This is a genomic window from Ensifer sp. Root423, assembly GCF_001426275.1.
Classification (GTDB): Bacteria; Pseudomonadota; Alphaproteobacteria; order Rhizobiales; family Rhizobiaceae; genus Ensifer; species Ensifer adhaerens.
The window spans coordinates 17698-36966 of the sequence record NZ_LMEG01000009.1 but is presented as its reverse complement, the minus strand read 5'-3'; the positions used below and the strand labels follow the sequence as shown (position 1 = coordinate 36966).

The 19269-nt window shown below is 64.4% G+C and carries 19 protein-coding genes; 14 read left to right on the top strand and 5 right to left on the bottom strand.

What is annotated here, in order from left to right; translation table 11 throughout:
- Positions 1-29 precede the first annotated feature (29 nt).
- Together ASD01_RS10955 and ASD01_RS10950 are read left to right on the top strand one after the other, a co-directional pair.
- Positions 30-773: a response regulator gene (locus ASD01_RS10955; RefSeq protein ID WP_060643955.1), complete on the top strand. Its 744-nt coding sequence runs from the start codon at positions 30-32 to the stop codon at positions 771-773.
- Positions 770-2863 (top strand): two-component system sensor histidine kinase NtrB, encoded by a 2094-nt coding sequence (locus tag ASD01_RS10950; protein ID WP_060643954.1) that lies wholly within the window; start codon positions 770-772, stop codon positions 2861-2863. The genes ASD01_RS10955 and ASD01_RS10950 overlap by 4 nt, the downstream gene beginning before the upstream one ends.
- Before the next feature lie 24 nt (positions 2864-2887).
- Here the strand turns inward: ASD01_RS10950 and ASD01_RS10945 are convergent, their stop codons facing one another.
- Positions 2888-3766 carry a phosphatase PAP2 family protein gene (locus ASD01_RS10945; RefSeq protein WP_156623639.1) on the bottom strand — a complete coding sequence of 293 codons (879 nt, stop codon included), beginning with the start codon at positions 3764-3766 and terminating at the stop codon, positions 2888-2890.
- Positions 3767-4045: 279 nt separating this feature from the next.
- Between ASD01_RS10945 and ASD01_RS10940 the strand changes: the two genes are divergently transcribed.
- From ASD01_RS10940 to ASD01_RS10930, 3 genes are all read left to right on the top strand, one after another.
- Positions 4046-4741, top strand: a complete 696-nt coding sequence (locus ASD01_RS10940) for a response regulator (protein ID WP_060643952.1) — start codon at positions 4046-4048, stop codon at positions 4739-4741.
- On the top strand, positions 4738-5910 hold the full coding sequence (locus tag ASD01_RS10935) for an ATP-binding protein (protein ID WP_060643951.1): 1173 nt from the start codon (positions 4738-4740) through the stop codon (positions 5908-5910). Before ASD01_RS10940 ends, ASD01_RS10935 begins: the two co-directional genes overlap by 4 nt.
- Positions 5911-6110: 200 nt before the next feature.
- Complete coding sequence (locus tag ASD01_RS10930) at positions 6111-7103, top strand: DUF535 family protein (RefSeq protein WP_060643950.1); 993 nt, start codon at positions 6111-6113, stop codon at positions 7101-7103.
- A 28-nt stretch (positions 7104-7131) separates the two neighbouring features.
- On the opposite strand, the gene ASD01_RS35495 is transcribed toward ASD01_RS10930, so the two are convergent.
- Positions 7132-7290 (bottom strand): hypothetical protein, encoded by a 159-nt coding sequence (locus ASD01_RS35495; RefSeq protein ID WP_156623638.1) that lies wholly within the window; start codon positions 7288-7290, stop codon positions 7132-7134.
- Between ASD01_RS35495 and ASD01_RS10925 the strand changes: the two genes are divergently transcribed.
- Positions 7244-7771, top strand: a complete 528-nt coding sequence (locus ASD01_RS10925; RefSeq protein ID WP_458574494.1) for a GFA family protein — start codon at positions 7244-7246, stop codon at positions 7769-7771. The two genes, ASD01_RS35495 and ASD01_RS10925, sit on opposite strands and share 47 nt — an antisense overlap.
- Positions 7772-7825: 54 nt before the next feature.
- On the opposite strand, the gene ASD01_RS10920 is transcribed toward ASD01_RS10925, so the two are convergent.
- The 3 genes from ASD01_RS10920 to ASD01_RS10910 all read right to left on the bottom strand — a co-directional run bounded on the left by ASD01_RS10920 (position 7826) and on the right by ASD01_RS10910 (position 10145).
- The gene (locus ASD01_RS10920; RefSeq protein ID WP_060529120.1) at positions 7826-8449 is read right to left on the bottom strand and encodes a LysE family translocator; all 624 of its coding nucleotides are present in this window, start codon (positions 8447-8449) and stop codon (positions 7826-7828) included.
- A gap of 96 nt (positions 8450-8545) precedes the next feature.
- Positions 8546-8998, bottom strand: coding sequence for an Lrp/AsnC family transcriptional regulator (locus ASD01_RS10915; protein WP_060643949.1), 453 nt, complete (start codon positions 8996-8998; stop codon positions 8546-8548).
- A gap of 88 nt (positions 8999-9086) precedes the next feature.
- Positions 9087-10145, bottom strand: a complete 1059-nt coding sequence (locus ASD01_RS10910) for a LacI family DNA-binding transcriptional regulator (RefSeq protein WP_034789995.1) — start codon at positions 10143-10145, stop codon at positions 9087-9089.
- 244 nt (positions 10146-10389) lie between these two features.
- On the opposite strand from ASD01_RS10910, the gene ASD01_RS10905 reads away from it, so the two are divergent.
- The 8 genes from ASD01_RS10905 to bcsN all read left to right on the top strand — a co-directional run bounded on the left by ASD01_RS10905 (position 10390) and on the right by bcsN (position 19247).
- A complete protein-coding gene (locus tag ASD01_RS10905) occupies positions 10390-11382 on the top strand; it encodes an autoinducer 2 ABC transporter substrate-binding protein (RefSeq protein WP_090299213.1) in 993 nt (330 codons plus the stop codon).
- 140 nt (positions 11383-11522) lie between these two features.
- Positions 11523-13037: a sugar ABC transporter ATP-binding protein gene (locus ASD01_RS10900; RefSeq protein ID WP_060519907.1), complete on the top strand. Its 1515-nt coding sequence runs from the start codon at positions 11523-11525 to the stop codon at positions 13035-13037.
- Positions 13030-14031 carry an ABC transporter permease gene (locus ASD01_RS10895; protein WP_060643948.1) on the top strand — a complete coding sequence of 334 codons (1002 nt, stop codon included), beginning with the start codon at positions 13030-13032 and terminating at the stop codon, positions 14029-14031. The genes ASD01_RS10900 and ASD01_RS10895 overlap by 8 nt, the downstream gene beginning before the upstream one ends.
- Positions 14028-15026 carry an ABC transporter permease gene (locus tag ASD01_RS10890; RefSeq protein WP_060643947.1) on the top strand — a complete coding sequence of 333 codons (999 nt, stop codon included), beginning with the start codon at positions 14028-14030 and terminating at the stop codon, positions 15024-15026. The genes ASD01_RS10895 and ASD01_RS10890 overlap by 4 nt, the downstream gene beginning before the upstream one ends.
- Positions 15027-15028: 2 nt before the next feature.
- Positions 15029-15877, top strand: coding sequence for a sugar phosphate isomerase/epimerase family protein (locus ASD01_RS10885; protein ID WP_060644000.1), 849 nt, complete (start codon positions 15029-15031; stop codon positions 15875-15877).
- A gap of 47 nt (positions 15878-15924) precedes the next feature.
- Positions 15925-17394, top strand: coding sequence for an FGGY family carbohydrate kinase (locus tag ASD01_RS10880; RefSeq protein WP_060529114.1), 1470 nt, complete (start codon positions 15925-15927; stop codon positions 17392-17394).
- On the top strand, positions 17391-18086 hold the full coding sequence (locus ASD01_RS10875; protein WP_060529113.1) for a class II aldolase/adducin family protein: 696 nt from the start codon (positions 17391-17393) through the stop codon (positions 18084-18086). Before ASD01_RS10880 ends, ASD01_RS10875 begins: the two co-directional genes overlap by 4 nt.
- A gap of 222 nt (positions 18087-18308) precedes the next feature.
- A complete protein-coding gene (gene bcsN, locus ASD01_RS10870) occupies positions 18309-19247 on the top strand; it encodes a cellulose biosynthesis protein BcsN (RefSeq protein ID WP_063894939.1) in 939 nt (312 codons plus the stop codon).
- Positions 19248-19269: the final 22 nt, after the last annotated feature.

The following is a 19269-nucleotide window of genomic DNA, read 5'->3' as shown; positions in this document are numbered from 1 at the left end:
CCGCCTATGATGGCGGCGGGAGGACGTGCATGCTGAGTGAGAGAATACGGATTCTGATCGTCGAAGACGATCCGGACATGGCGGAGCTTGTTTCCGATCTGGTGGAGGCCGAAGGCTGGATGCCGCTGACGGCGCCATCGGCGGAGGCCGCCGCTGTCGTCCTCGAGCGGGAAACGGTGCACCTGGTGCTCGTCGACCACAACCTGCCTGGAGCCTCGGGCCGGACCTTTGCCCAGCGGCTGCGGGCGCGCACCAATATCGGCATCGTCATGGTAACGGCGGCAGGCAGCGCCGCGGATCGGGTGCTGGGACTGGAGACGGCCGCCGACGATTATGTCGTCAAGCCGTTCGAGCCGATCGAACTGACGGCCCGGATCAAGGCTGTGCTTCGACGGACTTACCCTTCGCTGAAGCCGGAGCGGGAGACCGAGCGCGAGCACGAGCCCGCGGCGCTGAAACTCGGCGATTGGTCGATCGACCTCAAGAGCCGGCGCGCGGTCTGCCTTTCCGATGCGACCCGCTCGCTCACCAGCGCCGAGTTCGCTCTGCTGGAAATTCTCGCGGAAACGCCGAACACGCCAGTCACCCGCGCCCATATCCTCGATCGGCTGGGCGCCGAAAGCGATCGCTACATCGACCGCAACGTCGATGTGCTCGTGCTTCGGCTCCGGCGCAAGATCGAGCGCAATCCGGACCTTCCGCGCCACATCAAGACGCGGCGCGGCAAGGGTTATGTGCTGGATACCGACGACGACGACGAGGCCCGGCCGTGATCAGCCGCCCGTTCCTTTCGTCGATCGCCTTCCGCCTGCCGTTTGCGATCGTCTTCATCTGCGTGCTCGTTTTCAGCCTGGCAACGGTCGCCGTGTTCGGCCTGCAACGGGCGCGTGACGAGATGGCGGCCTACGGGCTGCAGGCCTTTTCGAGCCTTGCCAAGGCCTCGCTGGTTTCGCGCCAGGTTTCCGATCTCGTGTCCAGCGCGCCGTTCCTGATGAACGCAACCTCGCCCTATCGGGTGTCGAGCGAAAGCCGCTCGGTCGTCGCGCAGGTCGACGTCCTGCTTCAGACCATGGCGCCGGAGACCGGCAAGACAGCGGTCGAAGGCTTTGCCAGCGCCCACATCGTCGAGTTGCTGGATGCGATCCGCACACAAACGGTGACACTCGCCGCCGACGCGGATTCGGCCCAGCAGTACAAGGCCGATGCGGCAGCAGCGCTCGGAGAGATCGCCACCGGCAACGGCATAGCCGACGCAGAGGTTCGCCAGAGCCTCAACGCGATCGTGCAATCGGCATCCAATTCCGACAGCCTGTTCCAGCTTGGCGAACTGCGCCGCCGCTACGTTGCCGTAACGACGCCCCGGCTGGCGCCCGCTGGGCCGGATAGCCGGATTTCGGCAGCCGAGCTGACGCCCTATGAACGGGTGTTCGAGGCGCAGACCCACTATCTTCTGGAAATGTTCGCCATCCGCGCCGCGGTGGCGCGGCTGCACACGGTCTCGCGCGATCTTTCGCACGCCACGGAAACACAAAGCGAGGCCGTTGCCCGGGGGCTCAACGAGGATCTCGCCTCGACCTCTGATGCGCTGAGCCGACTGCTCGTCATCGTCGCGGTCTCCGCCCTGCTGGTGCTCGTCATGGCGATCTTCTCGATCCGCTCCGTCATGCGGGTGTCGCGCGGGATCGTGTCGCTCTCCAAGGGCATGAACGCGCTTGCCCAGGGGCGCCGTGACGTCGACACGCCGAGCTACAAGGGGACTGAGACCGAGTTCCTGCGGCTGCTTGAAGCCTTCAGCGCCTTCCGCGAAAGCGTCGAGCGCGTGTCGCGGCTTCGTCGGACGGCCGAGGCGGCGGCGCGCACCATTCGCTCGACCTTCCGCAACATGAACGAAGGGATCGCGCTTTTCGATCCCAGCGGCAAACCGATCACGATGAATCGTCGCGTCATGGAGCTCGTCGGCTGGCCGGGCTCGGCGCGGAAGCTGCCGCTGCGCCGGTTCGTGAGCCCAATGCCGGAGATCGATCCAACCCTCTTGCCCGCCGATCGCGACGCGGGATCGCTCGACGACCGGTTGGTGCTGCGCCATCGCTCCGACATGGGCCGGGTGACCGAAGTCTCCCTGTCGCGGCAGCCGGACCGGGGCATCGTGCTGCTGGCGCGGGACGTGACGGAGATCGACCGGCAGGAGGCCGAGGCGGCGAAGGCGCAGCGGCTGGACGGGATCATGAGGATGACCCACCAGGTGAGCCATGAGGTCGGCAACATGATCGGTATCATCACCGGCAGCCTGGGGCTGCTGGAGCGCGAGACAGGCTTCAGCGATCGGCAGAAACGCCATATCGCCCGCATTCGCAAGGCGGCCGACCGGGGGCGTTCGCTGGCCTCGAGCATGCTGTCTGTCGGCAGCCAGCATCCGCTCCAGCCGGGGGCGCTCGAAATCGGCGCGGTGCTGCGCGGCATGGCCGACGTGCTGGAGATCGCCGTCGGCGAAAAATGCCAGTTGGCCTTCGAGATCGCCGACGACCTGCCCAACGTGAACCTCGATGCAGCGCTCTTCGAGCAGGCGATCCTCAACCTTTGCCTCAATGCTGCCGCGGCGATGCCGCTCGGCGGCACGATCCTCGTCCGCGCGGGCGGCGTCGAGAGCGATGTCGTCGTCTCGGTGACCGATGCGGGGATCGGCATGTCGCCGGAGGCGGTGGACAAGGCGTTCGAGCCCTACTTCACCACCCGTGACCAGGAGGGCGGTGCCGGCCTTGGCCTCGCCGTTGTCTACGGCTTCGTTCGGCAAAGCGGCGGCGATGCCCGCATTCTCTCGCAGCCTGGGCGCGGGACGACGGTGGAACTCGTCTTTCCGCGCTGAAGCGATACCGGTTTCTCGGGCGCTCTATGGCGCGCTTCGGCGCGAAAGGCGCATCACGGCGGCATCGATCCGTTCGCCGTTGTCGGCAAATACGGCCCACAGCCACGCCATCAGCCACAGCATCAGGCACCACGCCAGAACGACATCGGACAGATAATGCGCGCCGAACACGATCCGGTTCAGCGAGAAGGCGAGGACAAGGGGGACGAGGGCGATGATTGTCGCCCGTCGCCATTGAACCGGTAACAGCAGTGCGAGCGCCACGAGCGCGATCGCGGTGGCGGATTCGCCCGACGCAAAGGAGCAACTGCGGGTGCAGGCGCCGGACACTTGCCAGGCCGGCGTAAACGGCAGGCTGCCGCCGAAATCGGTGATCTCATGGGGGCGCGCCCGTCCGATCAGCCGCTTCAGCGCCTGAATAAGGAGCCCCGGCCCGAGCGCAAAGAAGGTCAGGAAGAACAGTGCCTTGTGCGGGCGGGGCAGCCATGGGCGGGGTGCGATGGCCTGCGCAACCAGAAGCGCCAGAACGCAAGGCAGAATGAAAACCGGCAAGATACGGTTGAAGTCGCGAAGGGCCCGCAGCTCCGGCTCCCGCGAGAGCGGAAAGTCGCCGGTGGCGAAGGCGGCCCAGCGCGAGACGGCAAGATCGATGCCGGGAAAGGCCATGAAGACGAAGGCCGCGCAAATGGTCAGTGCGCCGGCGGCCGCGATTGGGCGCGCGCGCGCCTGCCCCGGCCAGAGACGAGGATTGGCGCGCGGCCATCGGCCGCTGTCTGAAGAGGTCGCCGTGGATGAATAAAGGCTGGGCATGCGGTCGCTCGCAAGTTGTCTGTGTGTGGGGGCCGGACACTTGCGCCGCTCTGTCAAGGCTGCGTCGAGGAACTGGGAGCGCTTGATGCGCAAGACCGAACGGTTGGCCGATACAGCTTCTGGTCGAGCGCGACCGACATGCGGGAAGGAGGTCTCCGGCACTCCGACCCCGCATTTCGGCCGCGGGGAGAGGCCCGGTTTGTCGGTTGTGCGGCGCGTCCGTCGCCAATTGTCAAGAAACGGCGAAGATTTGTACGGAGCTCTATCCGGAGGGCCGATCAAGCGACCATTGGGCCGCGCGGACGAATTGCAACGCGGGCTTATTCGTCACATAAGCTGCTGATCACAACATCAGACCCAGGGAGTTAGTTCATGGTCGATAAGGGTCTCATCCTTCTGGCGGAGGACGAGCCGGAGATTGCGCAGATCCTAGATGCCTATCTCGTGCGCGACGGTTTCCGGACGGTGCGTGCCGCCGACGGCGAGACGGCGCTGACCCACCATGCGGTGCTGTCGCCGGACCTGGTGCTGCTGGACGTTCGCATGCCGAAGCTCGATGGGTTCGAGGTTCTCGCCCGCCTTCGCCGCGAGGGGAATACGCCGGTTATCATGGTCACGGCACTGGCAGAAGATCTCGACCGGCTGACCGGGCTGAGGCTCGGCGCCGATGACTACGTGATCAAGCCGTTCAACCCGCAGGAGGTGGTGGCGCGCGTCAACGCGGTGCTGCGCCGTACCCGCAACGGCGCCGGCGCCACAGTGCTTCGCTTCGAGAGTGTCGAGGTCGATCTCGATGCCCATGTCGCCTTCGTCGAAAGGGCCGGCAATCGCCAGTCGGTGCCGCTGACGCTCAGCGAATTCCGCATCCTTGCCCACATGATCCGCCGACCGACGCATGCCTTCGATCGCGCCGATATCCTCGACGCCTGCCTGCCGGACAGCGATGCGCTCGCCCGCACGGTCGATACCCATATCGCCAATCTCAGGCGCAAGCTGGAAGATCTCGGTGCCTGCGGCTTCTTCAGTGCCGTGCGCGGCGTCGGCTACCGTTTCGTGGAGCCCAGATGAAGATCGGTCTCTCGCGCCTGCCGCTCGGCATTCTCACCGCGCTCGTGACGATCGCGCTGCTCATCATCAGCGTGTTCATCATCTATGCCGGCGTCGAATTTATGGAGCCGCGGCTGGAGGCGAGACTGCTGGAGCGGATGCCTGCGGAGGCGGCCCAGGCTTACAAGGACATCAATGCCGGCAAGTTGCCGCGCCAGGAGTCGCTGCAAAAGCTACTTTCGACGATGCCGGAACTCGAAGACTGGGCGAACTGGGAGGTGGACAAGATCATCCTCGGTTTCGGAGCGACGGCAGTCACTTTCTGCGGGCTCGTGGGCTACTGGCTGGCGCGCAAGATCAGCCGGCCACTGGAAGTGCTGGCGCAGGCGACGCAGGACCTCAGGACGGGTGACTTCGCGGTGCGCGTCGGATCGTTTCGCAAGGGTGCCAAGGAGGTGGCGACGCTCGTGAAGACCTTCGATGAGTTGGCAGCCGAACTGGAAAACATGGAGAACCGGCTGCGCTTCAATACGATGGCGGTGGCGCACGAACTGCGTACGCCGCTGACGATCCTGCAGGGCAACCTTCAGGGAATGGCCGACGGTGTTTTCCCTCTCGAGCCGGAAAGGGTGCGGCAGTTGCTGCTGCAGGTGGAGGGGCTTTCCGCCCTGGTTGAAGATCTGCGTACGCTTTCGCTCGCCGCCGGCCAGAAGTTGGTCACCCAACGTCAGACGGTGGACCTCGCCGTGGAGGCGACGCAGGTGCTTGGTGCGTCAAACACCCTGCTTGGCTCTGTTGGCATGTCGGTGGAGGTCGCGCTTGAGCCGGTGCGGGTCTCCGGCGATTCGCAGCGTCTGCGCCAGGCGCTGCTGGCGCTGATCGAAAACGCTACACGCTACGCCGCAGACGGCCGTGTCCTGCGCTGCGAGACCGGGCGGCGGGGTGCCGACGAGGCTTTTATCCGGATGCTGGACCGTGGTCCCGGTCTTCCGGACGACGTTTCGATCCATTCGATCGACCTGTTCTGGCGCGGCGACGCCTCGCGGTCGCGTGCGACGGGCGGCACGGGCCTTGGGCTTTCCGTCGTCCAGGCGATCGCCATGGCGCATGGCGGACGGCTGGAATTTTCCGCGCGTGCCGGCGGCGGCGCCGTGATCACGCTCGTCCTGCCGCGGGAAATCGCCCTGTGAGCGATTGGCGCAACAGCCGTTGCGCCAAGCAATTTTCCGCTTTTCGCGATCGGAACATCGGCGGCTTCGCCGCCCTCGCGCCCGCTTAGAATCGGCGTGCAATTGCCCACCGGTTCTCCGCAAATCCTTGACAGTGCCCGGGCAAACCTGAGCTCGGCCGAGTCTTTCGGCCAACAGCGTTTGCTCTCAAGGATAGCACCATGTCCGTGGAATTCAGTCAGGAATACAGCGCGGATCTGCGGTTGCCGGTCGATGGCAAGGCATTCGTCGGCGAACAGCTGACGCCTTCGGGCCGGCCGGTTTCTGCGCCTGTCGTCGGTGAAGGCTCGGGAGAGACGTCAATCACCAGCCATGTGCTCAAGCTCGGCCTGAGGGTGAGCTTGAAGCGCGCCGTCGTATTTTCCATGCGGTTTGCGCGCCATCCGTTCCTGACATCGCGCTGGATCGGCTTTCTAGGCGAATTTGCCGAACGCTACCGGCTGGGTCTGCCGCACGATGATCTCGTGCGCAAGTCGATCCCGACATTCTTCCTGCACGGCGCGTCGTCGACAGCAAGACTCGACCTGCTGCTCAATCACTTCGATGTCGCAAGCGAGGTCCTGTCGCGCCGTTCACTGATGGCCCTTTGGCGCGGCAGCACGCTGGAAATGGGCACGGTTTCCGGCCGCAGCGAGAACTATCGCATCCAGCTGCAACTGGCCGACCATGGCGGCGCCCGCCATGAGGGGGCATTCGCGATCCGGCTGCGCCGGCAGAGCGATGGCTATGCGCTCTGCACTGTCGGCTTCATCTTCGTGCGTTGCGAAGTCGACACCTATAGTCTCGCCATCGGCGGGATGCAGGGGCCGAAGGGCGAAGAGGCCAAGCGATCCCTGATCACGGCAACTCGCGATCTCGGCGGGCTCCGGCCGAAGGATGCGGCGCTGCTCGTCCTCAATGGCCTGGTGACGGAAGGCCACGCGGGCGACGTCTTTGCGGTCTCGAACGACAAGCACGTCATCAACCGCCGCCGCTTGAAGCGCCGCCGCATGATGAGGGCCGACCTCGATGCCTATTGGTGCGATCGCGGCGGCGTGCCGGCCGAGCCTTTCGGCTTCAGTCTGCCGATCGGCGACGACCCGGCGGCGCGGGACGGCAACAGGCGCGATCAGAGCAAACGCGCGTTTCGCGACATCGGCGCGTGGTTCTACTGAGCCGGTACCGGCATGTAAGCTGCCGCGATTACGGGATCTTCGTGAAGTCCATCTCGAAGGCGCCGGAGACGATCCGGCCTTTCGGCGTTGGCCCGGCTGCAGACGGGCGCACATCATCCTCAGCCATCGCCTCGCCTGCGATGCCGCCGACAACCACAAGGGCAGATATCACCCGAATTGCACGCATGGATGCCTCCAATTTTGTCGCGGTTGTTTATACTGGCGCCGATTCGAAACCACAACTGGAGGTAAGTATGACGCGGGCCGCTGCCAAGAGGCTTAAGCCGCACACGGGCGGATGCCTCTGCGGAGCAATCCGGTTTGAGGCGCAGGGGACGGCCGGAAAGCCGCATACGTGTTCGTGCAAGATGTGCCAGCGCCATTCGGGCGCCTTGACCCTGGCCTGGGTCGAATTCCCGAGCGAAGCCGTAACCTGGACCGGACCGGGCGGCGCGCCATCGGTCTATCGCTCCTCGGACTATTCCAGCCGCGCCTTCTGCCCGGCCTGCGGCAGCAGTCTCGGTGCGATCGACGATGCGCCGGTGGTTGCCCTTCTGCTCGGCGTCTTCGACAAGACGAGTGCCATCGATCTGATCCCGAAGAGCCACAGCTATCGCACTGCCCGACCCAAGTGGTGGCACGTGGAGGCGGTGAAGCCCACGACCTGACGAGCAGGGGTCGAAGGTGATTGACGCAGCCGGTAGAGGCTGCGTCGACAGGGGCTAGAGCAGCCCCTTCACGGCGGCTCCGATGGCAATGATGCCGAAAGCGATCAGAACCAGCCCCGAAATGCGCGATACCCAGACGACGAAGCTGTCGGGCAGTCGCGTCCGGGCGATCGCAACACCGCCGCTTAGGAAAAACCACCAGCCGAGCGATCCCAGGAAGACGCCCATGACCACGACGGCAGCGCTGAGCGCGTCGCCCGCTTCGGCAAGGCCGAGGCCGGCGAAGATCGCGGCAAAGGAGAGGATCGTCGCCGGGCTCGTCATCGTCAGGAAAAAGGTGGCGATGGTCGTGCGAATGAGATCGCGTCCGCCGACATCGGCGGCTGCCGTCACCGACCTTGGCCGTAATCCGCTCCACCCGAGCCAGATCATGAACAGTCCGCCGGCCAAGCTAAGCGGCGTGGCGATGATGGCAAGGACCGCTGCGAAGGCCGCGAAGCCGATCGCAGCCAGTGCCGCATAGGTGGCATCGGCGGCGGCTGTTCCGAGGCCGCCGGCCACGCCCGCCCAGAAGCCGCGCTCCAGCGTGCGGTTGATGCAGAGCGCCCCGATCGGGCCTAGAGGGGCTGCGACCGCGAGGCCGACGAGGAGGCTTTTTCCAAACAACAATGTGGACATGGCATAGGGCTCCGGCCGGGGCATGGTTGCGCCGTTCGCTTCGAGGACGGTGCATGCCCGGCAAACAAAAAGTGTTGCAGCAGTTTTCGCGTCCGGTCAGGCGCGCGGCGCGGTCGTTGCCAGGCTTTCCCGTACGGTCGACAGCGCGATCACCGTTTCGCTTCGCGCCAGGAACCGCCGTTGCTTCATTTCGGCAAGGAACGGCTCGAGGTCGCCGAGCGATGGCATCCGGACCTTGACGCAATAGGACCAGGCGCCGGTGACATGGTGGCATTCCGCTACGGCAGGGTGACAGGCCATGAAGCTGCGGAACGCTTCCTCGTCCGCGTCCGGCGCAAGGCCGACCCAGACGAAGGCGAGTACGTCGAGGCCGAGCGCGCGATGATCGACCTCGACGGTGAAATTTCGGATCACGCCATTGGCGACGAGCCGGCGAATGCGTTCGTTGACGGCCGACGGCGACAACTCCACCGCAGCACCAATATCAGTCAGCGATCGCCTCGCATCGTCAGCGAGAATTTCGACGATTTTTCTGTCAACGTCATCCATGTCCAATGAATACGCTGTTTCTAATAGAATGTACAGAGGATTTTTCTGTTTGAAGCTGCAGTTTCCGCGGAAACGTTGGTTGCCGGGGCTATTCGATGTCTTTCAAGGCGTCGAGCGGGCCGGTCAGTGCCGTGCGCGGCTGCACCAGTTCGGGCTGGATCAGGTGAATGCGCGGCTGCGGCCGGGCTTCCTCTATGACGTCGAAGGCCTTGGTGATCATGCCCTCGACGTCCTGGCGGATCATGATGACGGGGAAGGGCAGGAAGGACGCGAAGGGATCGTAATCGTAGCAGCCGACCACGAGGTCGGCGAAGTTTTCGTGTGGATGCCCTGCCATGAAACGCAGCAGCCCCTCGAAGTTGATCGACGAGTTGACGAAGAGACCGCGCGGCAGCTTGCCGTGCTTTTCGTAGAAGGCCTCGAAGGCGAGGCGGGCATTGTTCGGCGCATAGCCCGTCGGCTGGATGCATTCGTCCGGATCGGCGCCGAGCAGTTCGCTTTTGACGGCACGGAAGCCGCGGATGCGCTCGCGGCTGGCATGGTCGTTGCGGCCGCCGAAAAGGTAGAGATCGTGCGGCGCAAGCGGACCTGATGCCTGGAAGTGGCGGATGATCGCCTCGGTCAGCATTCGCCCGCCCTCGTAGTTGTCGCTGATGACGGAGGGCACCTTGGTGCCGGGCAGGTCGATGTTGATGTGTTTGAGGCCGGCCGCCTCGCAGACCTCGTGCACGCCGTCGGGGTCGGTCGCGCCGCAGATGAACAGCTCGTCGATCGAATAGGAGATCAGCGTTTCGGCGGTCTTGCGCTCTTCCTCCGGATCGCGGCTGGCACTGACGACGATCGGGCATTGCCCCTTGCTTCGGACATGCGCCTCAAAGGTCTGCGCCATCGACGAGAAGTAGCGGTTGTCATGGATCGGCAGGAGCAGCCCGATCAGGCCGGAGCGCGAACTGCGCAGTCCGCGCGCCTGGCGGTTGGCCGTATATTGGTGCGTCTCGGCGAGGTTGCGGATCAGTTCCGCCGTGCTCTCCTTGATCCGGCGCTTCTGCCAGGTGCCGTTCAGGACCGCACTTACGGTTGAAGGCGAGCTTCCTGACAACACTGACAGGTCGTAGATCGTCGCCTTCTTCTTGCTGCTGCTGGCCATCGGTTTCTCCCCTGGTGGTTTTAGTGCCGATTTCCCCTTGACGAAAGATTAAGTCTGCACAATAGTTCTTGCACCATCGATTGTGCAAACAAGAAATATCGATTGTGCACATTTGATGGTGTCGTCTGAGGAGGCGGCGTTTCAGGGAGGCGAGGAACACTTCGCCAGTGATGATTTGAAACTGGAGGCCGGCGCTGAGGCGACCGGGCGCGTTCCCCCTATGGGAACGAGTGGAGGAGAGAACATGATCAGGAAAATTCTCGTCGCCGCCCTGGCGACATCGCTGGCGCTTGCGAGTTCGGCGACCGCCTTTGCGCAGGATGCCGGTAAGGTCGGCGTCGTCGTCAAGATCGGCGGCATTCCGTGGTTCAACGCCATGGAAGCCGGCATCAAGGAACGCGGCCAGAAGCTCGGTATCGACGCCTTCATGGTCGGCCCGACCAGCGCCGACCCGGCGCTGCAGGTGCGCGCCATCGAGGATCTCATCGCCCAAGGCGTGAAGGTCATCGGCGTGGTGCCGAACGACGCCAAGGTGCTTGAGCCGGTGCTGACCAAGGCCAAGGAAAAGGGCATCATCGTCATCACCCACGAATCCCCGGGCCAGAAGGGTGCCGACTGGGACTTCGAGCTCGCATCCTCGACCGGTTTCGGTGAGGCGCATGGCAAGCTGCTGGCCGAGAAGATGGGCGGCAAGGGCGAATATGCAGTCTTCGTCGGCTCGCTGACCGTGCCGCTGCACAATGCCTGGGCCGATGCGGCAATCGCCTACATCAAGAAGAACCATCCGGACATGACGCTGGTCGGCGATCGCTACGGTGTTGCCGAAGACGTCGACAAGAGCCGGTCGACTGCACTCGACCTGATCTCTGCCCATCCGAACCTGAAAGGCTTCCTTGCCTTCGGCAGCCAGGGCCCGATCGGCGCCGGCCGCGCCGTCGAAGAGCGCCGCAAGGTCGGCGAGATCTTCGTGCTCGGTCCCTTCTCTCCCGGCCAAGGCCAGAAGCTGGTGAAGTCCGACGCGATCTCCGGCGGCTTCATGTGGAATCCGAAGCAGGCCGGCGAAGTCTTCGTCACGCTTGCCGACAAGCTGATGAAGGGCGAGGAGGTCAAGGACGGTGACGAGATCGAAGGTCTCGGCAAGGTCAAGCCGGACTTCGAAAACCGCAACATCATCGTCGATCAGCTCGTGCCGATCAACAAGGACACGGTCGCGGATCTCGCGGCCATGGGTCTCTGATCCTCAAGGGTTCTCCCGGCTGCTGGGCCGGCTTCGGCCGGCCTGGCAAGTCCCTCAACCGTACCGGAGCCGGATGAGGAAAGGTGTTTGCGGTTTCTGCCCGCATCTTGCTCGGACTTAACGTGATTTAGGGGCAGTCCATGCACCAGCTTGCGACCGCGGGAGGAGGCGAGAAGCCGCTTCTGGCCCTGCGCGATATCAACATGACGTTTGGTGGGGTTCGTGCGCTCAAGAATGTGAGCTTCGACGTCCGACCGGGCGAGGTTCATTGCCTTGCCGGCGAAAACGGCTGCGGCAAGAGCACGCTGATCAAGATCATCACCGGCGTTTACCGCCCCGCCGATGGCGCCTCGATCGAGTTCGATGGCGAAACCTATTCCCACATGTCACCGGTGACCGCGCAGGATCGCGGCATCCAGGTGATCTGGCAGGACCTGGCGCTGTTTCCCGAAATGAGCGTCGCCGAAAACATCGCCTTCCAGACGGTGCTCGGCCGCTGGCCGAAACTGGTCGATTATGGCCGAATGCGCCAGATCGCGACCGATGCGCTCGCCCGTCTTGGCGTGACGCTCGACGTCGACCTGCCGCTCAAGGAATATGCGATTGCCCAGCGCCAGATCGTGGCGATCGCCCGGGCGCTTGTGGGTGAAGCGAGGCTCGTCTTCATGGACGAGCCGACCGCGTCGCTGACGCAATCGGAAACCGACCATCTGCTCGATATCGTTCGCGGGCTCTCCGCCTCCGGCGTCGCCGTCGTTTTCGTCAGCCATAGGCTCGCCGAGGTGTTGGAGATTTCGAGCCGCATCACGGTCTTGCGCGATGGTGCGCTGGTGGGCGTCTACCCCGCCACCGGCATGACCCAGTCGCGCATCACTGAACTGATGACCGGCAAGACCTTCGACCAGCAGGTGCGCGCGAAATTCCGCGACGGTCAGCCCGTCGTGCTCGATGTGAAGGGCCTGTCCCGCCCGGGCCAATTCGAGGATATCTCGCTCTCGGTCAGGCGCGGCGAAACACTTGGGATTACCGGCCTGCTCGGCGCCGGGCGCACCGAACTGGCGCTGACGCTTTTCGGCATGCTGAAGCCGGCATCCGGTACCATTGCGCTTGAAGGCAAGCCGGCTCGCTTCTCGTCCAACCGCGATGCGATTGCGGCGGGCGTCGCCTATCTCTCCGAGGACCGGCTGTCGCTTGGCCTCATCCAACCGCAGTCGATCGCCGACAATCTTGTCATCAGTTCGCTCGACAAGATCCTTTCAGGCGGACTGCTTTCCGAGGATCGCAAGCGCAGCCTTGTCGCGCGCTGGATCGCCGATCTCGGCGTCAAGATCGGGCTGCAGCAGGATGCGATCTCCACGCTTTCCGGCGGCAACCAGCAGCGCGTGGCGATCGCCAAGTGGCTGGCGACCGATCCGAAGCTCCTGATCCTCGACGCCCCGACTGTCGGCGTCGACGTTGGTGCGCGTGCTGGCATCTTCGACATCGTCGCGCGGCTTGCCGAGACCGGCCTTGCGATCATTCTGATCTCCGATGAGGTGCCGGAGGTCTATTTCAACGCCGACCGTGTGCTGCACATGGCACAAGGCCGCATCGTCGGCAGCTATGATCCGCGCAGCGCTTCGCTCGCCGAGATCGAAGGAGCGGTCTATGCGTAGCTTCGTCCGCACCCACGCGACGGAAGTGTCGCTGCTTGCCGTCATCATCGCGATCAGCGCCGTGCTGTCGGTCTCGACCGCCAACTTCTTCTCGCTCGGCAACGCCTTTGACCTGCTGAACATCAGCTCGGTCAACATCATCTTCGCCGTCGGGCTGCTCGTCGTGCTGATCGCCGGTGGCATCGATATCTCCTTCGCTGTTGCCGCCTCTGTCGTGCAATACGGTACGGCCATTGCTCTTGGTTGGATTGGCGGGGGAGGTTGGATCTCAGGCCTTTTGATTGCCGGCTCGCTCGGCATCCTGCTCGGCGCCATCAACGCCTTCCTGATCCACCGTTTCCGCGTCATCTCGATCGTCGCGACGATCTCGACCTTCAACATCTACTTCGGCCTCCTGATGTTTTTCACCAAGGGCGTGTCGATCTACGACCTGCCGGATTGGCTGACGGACCGCCTCATCCTGTTCGAACACGAGATGCCGGACGGAACCTGGATCGAGATCACGCTTCCCGTGCTGGTGATGGTGCTCTGCGTCATCGCCACCTGGGTGCTGATCACCCGCACCGCGACCGGCCGCCAGCTCTATGCGTTCGGCGACAATCCGGAAGGCGCGCGCCGCTTCGGCATCAACATCGGCGCCATGCAGTTCATCGCCTTCGGCTGGCTCGGTCTGATGGCCGGCATCGGTGGGCTCATCCAGGCGCACTATGCGCAGGAGGTGGTGCCGAACGCGCTCTATGGTCGCGAACTCGACGTGCTTGCGGCGGTCGTCCTTGGCGGCGCGCGGCTTGGCGGCGGCAAGGGCTCGGTGCTCGGCTGCGTGCTCGGCGTGCTCCTGATCTCGATCACCCAGAACGGCCTCAACCTGATGGGCGTCTCGCCCTTCGCTTTCAAGATGATCATCGGCGCCATCATCCTCGTGGCGATCACGCTCTCCAATACCCGCATCGAAAGGCTTCTGCCCTTCGTCAGCCAGAAAGGAGCCGGACGATGAGTGCGATCGTCGAACGCGTGAAGACCCTCATCGGTCCGGAAATAGCCGGGCCGGGGCTGGCGTTTCTCGCCGTGGTGTTGGTGTTCGGCATCGCCTCGCCGCAGTTCCTCAGCGCGGCCACCTTCGGTTCGGTCGCCTTCCAGCTGCCGGAGCTCGGCCTTCTGACGCTCGCGATGTTGCTGCCGATCCTGACGGGCGGGCTCAATCTCGCGATCACCTTCACGGCCAACATCGCCGGGCTGACGCTGGCCTGGGTGTTGCAGGCCAATGGCGGGGTGGAGGCCGGCCCCGGCGCTTTCCTGCTCGGTTCGGTGCTCGCCATTCTCGTTGGGGCGGCGAGCGGCGTGATCATGGGACTGGTGATCGCCTTTACCCGCGCGCATCCGATCCTCGTTTCGTTGTCGATGATGATCTTCCTGCGCGGCCTCGGCGAGTTCCTGACGCGCGGCGGCGACGTATCCGGCTTTCCGGCCTTCCTCGGTCCGCTCGGTCACGGCTCGTTTCTCGGCGTGCCGATCCCGCTGATCGTCTTCATCGTCTGCGTGCTCGCCTGGAACGTGCTGCTGACCCGCACGAAGCTCGGCTTCAACACGTACATGATCGGCTCCAACCTCGAGGCGACCCGCTATTCCGGCATCAACACCCGCAAGGTGATCGTGCTCGTCTATGCGCTCTCCGGCGCCATGTGCGCGATTGCCGGCATCATCATGCTGGCGCGCTTCAATTCCGTGCGCATCGGCCACGGTGAAAGCTACCTGCTGATCACGGTGCTCGCCTGCTTCTTGGGTGGCGTCAATCCGTTCGGCGGCTTCGGTCGGGTCATCCCTGTCTTTGTCGCGCTGGTGGTGCTGCAGCTTCTCTCTTCGGGTCTCAACCTCGTCGGCGCCAACCAGCATCTGGCGACCGCCGTCTGGGGTTTGCTGCTCGCCGGCGTCATGGTGCTGCGCTTCGTCGCGACGAAATTCAAGATTTCATTTGTCAGAAAGGAAACATGACCATGCAGGGTTTTGGCGTCCATACAAGCATGTGGACCATGAATTGGGATCGCCCCGGTGCGGAGCGCGCCGTTGCGGCGGCGGTGAAATACGCCGTCGACTTCATCGAGATCCCGATGCTCAATCCGCCGGCGGTTGATACTGCCCATACCAAGGCGCTGCTGGAGAAAAACAAGCTGCGCGCGGTCTGCTCGCTCGGCCTGCCGGAGCGCGCCTGGGCATCCGTCCGACCCGATGCCGCGATCGAGCATCTGAAGGTGGCGATCGACAAGACGGCCGATCTCGGCGGCGAGGCGCTCTCCGGCGTCATCTACGGCGGCATCGGCGAGCGCACCGGCGTGCCGCCGACTGAAGCCGAGTACGACAACATCGCCCGTGTGCTGCAGGCCGCCGCCAAGCACGCCAAAACCCGTGGCATCGAACTGGGCGTCGAGGCGGTCAACCGCTACGAGAACCACCTGATCAACACCGGCTGGCAGGCGGTCGACATGATCAAGAGGGTGGGCGCCGACAATGTCTTCGTGCATCTCGATACCTACCACATGAACATCGAGGAAAAGGGCATCGGCACCGGCATCCTCGATGCACGCGACTTCATCAAATACATCCACCTGTCCGAAAGCGACCGCGGCACGCCCGGCTATGGCAACTGCGCCTGGGACGAGATCTTCGCGACGCTGGCCGCGATCGGTTTCAAGGGTGGACTGGCGATGGAAAGCTTCATCAACATGCCGCCGGAAGTGGCCTATGGCCTTGCGGTCTGGCGGCCGGTCGCCAGGGACGAAGAGGAAGTGATGGGCAACGGCCTGCCGTTCCTTAGGAACAAGGCCCTGCAATACGGATTGATCTAGGTGCGCGCGCTTTAAGCGCCGCCTCTATCAGGACGGAGGGTCTCGGGATGGCAGTTTCAGCGGATGCGGACACGGGGACGGTCGCCGTCCTTGACGTCGGCAAGACCAATGTGAAGCTGAACGCGGTCACATCAGACGGTTTCGTCCTGGAAACGCTGAGCGTTGCCAACCCAGTGCTGCCGGGCCCGCCCTGGCGGCATCACGACCTCGAAAGCCTTGGCGAATGGATCTTCGCCAGTCTCGCAGATCTTGGTCGCCGCCATCCGCTGCAAACCTTCGTCGCCGCCGGTCACGGGTCCGGCGGCGTACTCGTCGGCGATGACCCGGATATGGCCGCTGGCGCGGCTCTACCGATGATCGATTACGAGCAGCCGGTGCCGGAGAAAATCCAGTTCGGCTACGCGCCGCTCTCCGGTTCGTTTTTCGACCGCGGCAGCGCGACGATGCACAGCGCCACCCATCAGGCGCGCCAGCTCTACTGGATGCAGGAGCATGCGCCCGATGCCGTCGCCGCCGCGTGCTGGTATCTCGGTCTGCCGCAATATTGGGCGTGGCGGCTGTCGGGCGTTGCTGCATCCGAGGCGAGCCTGCTCGGCGCGCAATCGCATCTCTGGAATGTCGCCGAACGCCGCTTCGCGCCCATTGTCGGGACACGCGGCTGGCGGAGCCTGATGCCGGATTTTGCCGATGCCTGGCAGGTCCTCGGCTCCGCTCGTCCCGAGCTTGTCCGGCGCCACGGGTTGCCGGAAGGCTTGCGCGTGCTTACGGGCGGCCACGACAGCAGCCTCAACCACTATCGTTATCACGCCGGCGGGCTCAACGATTTCATCGTCGTTTCGACCGGAACGTGGATCGTCGGCTTTTCCGGCCGCACGGCGCTCGACCGGCTCGACGAACGCCGCGGCATGACGCTGAACAGCGACGTCTTCGGGCGCCCGCTCGGCGGCGTGCTCACGATGGGCGGCCGCGAGTTCTCCCATGTGGCGGGCCGCGAACCGCCGGACGCTGCGGTGCCTGACGACGTCGTTCTCGGCTTGATCGCCAGACGCAGCATGGCGCTGCCGTCGTTCGGCGACGATGACGGCCTCTTTCCGGGAAGTGCCGGTCGCGGTCGCATCAGCGGGCCACCGCCGGAAACGCCGATCGAACGCAAGGCGCTGGCGTTGCTCTATTGCGCGCTTCTAACGGCGGAGTGCGTGGAGGCGCTGGGGCCGGGGCCGCTGGTCGTACTCGACGGAAGCTTCCTGCGCGACCCGCTCTATGCCCGCCTCGTCGCCGCACTGATGCCGAACCGGCGTGTGCGTTTCAATCTCGATGCCTATGGCGTGGCCTCCGGCGCCGCACTGCTTGCAAGCGAGGGCCGGCGCCGGCGCCCGGCGCCGCTTTCGCTCGCCGATCCCGGCGACGTGTCTCACCTCTCGCCTGCTGTCGCCGTCTATGCGTCGCAATGGCGAGCCCGCGCCCGGGCTGGGCACAACAATGGTTTCAGTCGCGACTTCGAAAGGACATATCGATGAGCAAGGCCGACATTCTGTCGCTCCGCCGCGAGATGGTGGACATCTGCCGCCGCATGAATTCGAACGGTATCAACCAGGGGACTGCGGGCAACATTTCTGTTCGTACCGAGACCGGTTTCCTGATCACGCCGTCGTCGCTGCCCTATGAGACGATGCAGCCTGAGGATCTGGTCGAGATGGATTTCGACGGTACCTATGTCGGTCTTCGTCCGTCGTCGGAATGGCGTTTCCACCGCGATATCCTGAGGGAACGCACGGATATCAACGTCGTACTGCACTGCCATTCGGTCTATGCGACCACGCTTGCCTGCCACCACAAGACCATCCCGAGTTTTCACTACATGACCGGCATTGCCGGCGGCACGACGATCCGCTGTGCAGAATATGCGACCTTCGGCACGCAGGCATTGTCCGACAATGCGCTTGTGGCGCTCAAGGACCGTACGGCCTGCCTGCTTGGCCAGCACGGCCAGATCTCGCTCGGCAGGACGCTCGAGTCCGCCCTGTGGCTGGCGATCGAGATCGAGACCCTGTCGCGCATGTATGTTCAGGCGCTGACGCTTGGCGAGCCGCCGGTTCTGCCCGACGACGAGATGGAGCGCGTCATCGCGCAGATGCGCCGCATGAGCTACGGGCAGGCCCCGGATGATGAGGGTGTCAACGATCTTGCCCGTCCCAGAGAAGCGGTTTGAGGCGACTGGTCGCGGCGCCGCCGAAGCGCGCCGGCCCGCCCTGAAACAATCGATTTTGAGGGGACAAAGCCGTGCGTCGTCGCCCGGTCGCATCTCTGCCCCCATTCTTCGCGGGTTTGCGAAATGGGGTGAATCAACTAATGCTCAGCCATGATGCAACGATATCTGAGTCGGAGATTCGGCACGTCGGAGAGACGGCTGCGCCCTGCGGACGGCTGGCGCGTGGCTGCGGTGTCGCTGGTGGCCGCGACCGTGCTGTCGGGCTGCAACACGCGCCAGGACGTCGGCACGCCGACCGGCAGCATCATGGTTCCCTCGGAAAACGCGTTGATCCTGCCGCCGCCCGGCGGGCCTGCGGTTCTGAACGTCGTCGAACGGCGCAGCACCAACGCGATCGAGCAGGATATCTATCTTTACACCTCGGCGGCGACCCCAGGTCAGAACCTGCTGCGGGCCAAGTTCTTCGGCCCGATGAACGCCAAGTTCGACCAGCAATCCCGCTCGAACTATGCCGCTGTGCGCGACAACAAAATGATGGCTGAGGCGCGCCGGGCGCTGCCCGGCGTTTCGCTGTCGCTCAACCCTTATTTCCTGCAGAACAATTACGGGCCGTTCGGCTATGCCTTCGGTCAGGGCCGGGCGAACGACGCCTGCATCTTTGCCTGGCAGCAGATCCGCCAGGCGGAGAACCATCGCTCGCCGCTCAAGGGCTACGGCACGATCCAGGTGCGGCTGCGCTATTGCGCGGCAGGCGCCAGCGAGACCGAGCTTCTGGCCCCGGTCTACGGCTACACGATCACCGGCACCTTCGGCGATCCTGCCTGGAACCCCTATGGCGCGCCGCCGCCGCTGGAGGCGGGTCTCGGCCGAACCGGCAGCCCGATCTACCGCCAGGAAGAGGCGGTGACCACGAGCGCTCCGGTGGCGGTTCCGCGGCGCCAGGTGCAGCCCGTGGCACGGCGTGAAGTCAGCAGCGTTCCGGCACGCGTCGAACAGCAGGTCGTCGCGCCCGCCGCGGTGACGTCGATCCCGGTTCCGCAGCCGGACGGGACCGTCTCAATGCCGCAGGCGCAGGCGGAAACCACGGCGAAAACCTTGCCGAACGTGATCGTGCCGGCTCCCGCGTGCGCAGGGCAGCAGACCGGAGGAGCCTGCCCTTAATCGACCGCTAACCATCCTTTGT